Annotated in this window: 3 protein-coding genes; 1 reads left to right on the forward strand and 2 read right to left on the reverse strand. The window is 59.6% G+C overall.

Annotation, left to right across the window (positions count from 1 at the left end; translation table 11 throughout):
* Window positions 1-31: 31 nt before the first annotated feature.
* Window positions 32-472 carry an acyl-CoA thioesterase gene (locus G9463_RS23620; protein ID WP_004959235.1) on the forward strand — a complete coding sequence of 147 codons (441 nt, stop codon included), beginning with the start codon at window positions 32-34 and terminating at the stop codon, window positions 470-472.
* 72 nt (window positions 473-544) lie between these two features.
* Here G9463_RS23620 and G9463_RS23625 read toward each other — a convergent pair whose 3' ends face one another.
* A complete protein-coding gene (locus G9463_RS23625; protein ID WP_004959237.1) occupies window positions 545-808 on the reverse strand; it encodes a hypothetical protein in 264 nt (87 codons plus the stop codon).
* Window positions 801-1,040 carry a hypothetical protein gene (locus G9463_RS23630; RefSeq protein WP_004959240.1) on the reverse strand — a complete coding sequence of 80 codons (240 nt, stop codon included), beginning with the start codon at window positions 1,038-1,040 and terminating at the stop codon, window positions 801-803. The genes G9463_RS23625 and G9463_RS23630 overlap by 8 nt, the downstream gene beginning before the upstream one ends.
* Window positions 1,041-1,432: the final 392 nt, after the last annotated feature.

Consider the following 1,432-nt stretch of genomic DNA (forward strand, 5'->3'; position numbering starts at 1 on the left):
CGTTTTGCCGGAACAGACCCTACAGGCAGGTATGCCGACCATCGCCGAGACGCACATCATCAACCGCGAGCGCGTCCAGCCCACTCACGCGAACAACTACCAGAGCGCCCACGGCGGCATCGTCATGAAGTGGATGGACGAAATCGGCGCGATGTCGGCCATGCGGGCCGCCAGAGAGACCTGCGTGACCGCACAGATGTCCCGCGTCGATTTTGAGCGCCCGATTCCCATCGGCGACACCGCTCTCATCGACTCCTACGCCTACGCCACGGGCCGAACCAGCGTCCGGGTCCGCATCGAGGTCGCACGCGAGGAGCCACACACGGGCGAAACAGAGGAGACGACCAGCGCGTACGCCACCTTCGTCGCAGTCGACGACGGGAAACCAACGCCGGTCCCTGAGCTAACTGCCGAAAGCGAGGAGTGCAAACGGTTGCGCGAAACGGCACTTGCAGAAGAGCCGGAGCGGTAGCACCCGGAAACCGATAGCAAAACATCGTCGCTTGGCCACTAACTACGGTTTTCTGCAGTCAAGTAGCGACTGCTACGGGGTTTCAAAGTAATCGAGCATATCCAGCACCGCGCCCATGATGAAGCTGATGACACTGATGACCAGAACAAGCCCGGTGAGAAGCGTCGAAATCGGTGGGTTCAGCAGAAACTGGAAGCCAGCGATAAATACGCAGGTGACCATCCCGACGACCAAGAGAAACGAGCCTGCGCTTGGGTCCTCACCGGTGAGAAATTCGAGGCCATTGAGGAAGCCCGACGTCTGTGGCTGTTGTTCCTCAACGACGTCTTCACTCATTGTCGGCCTCAGACTGTGCCGTCGCTGCCTCCTGAATAATCTGTACGAGATGCGATACCCAGAGTCCGCCGGTAAATCCGAACAGAGCGGAGACGACGACAGCTTTGGTGAGGGTGCCAAGTGGAGAGGCCGCCGCTATCAGACAGAGCCCTCCGAAGAGGAGCATCATGCCGTACTGGATTCGTGTGTCGAGGTCAATGCGTGCGATGGTCTGTGTGAAGGTTGAGCTCATGTGGTGGTGGCTGGTCGGGCCGTGCTTACGCGTCGTTTGCTACACTGCTGTGAATCGACGGCAACCCCTGCTCAGTTAGCGTCCGCTTGGAGCAGCCGTTTGATTTCGCGGTGCGAAGTGAGGGAGGCCGAAGACGGTTGTCGGCCAGAAACCGAGGAGCTGGCCCGACTGTCTGTCGCCGCGGACAGCGTAGAAATACAGCGCCAGCGCAACGGACGCCGGAGCGGCGGTCGCTTTCCGATTGCGACGCCGCGTCTCCCTTTCCCTGCGTGGTACTCACATGCAACGTTAGGCCTACTCCGGTATATCCCTTTGCAAGGGGTCAGCAGAACTGACGGCCTCAAAACCTCATAGGAGACCGATATTCGGGATTATAGCTGCCACTGGCACAC

The organism is Haloarcula sp. JP-Z28, from assembly GCF_011440255.1.
Taxonomy (GTDB): domain Archaea; phylum Halobacteriota; class Halobacteria; order Halobacteriales; family Haloarculaceae; genus Haloarcula; species Haloarcula marismortui.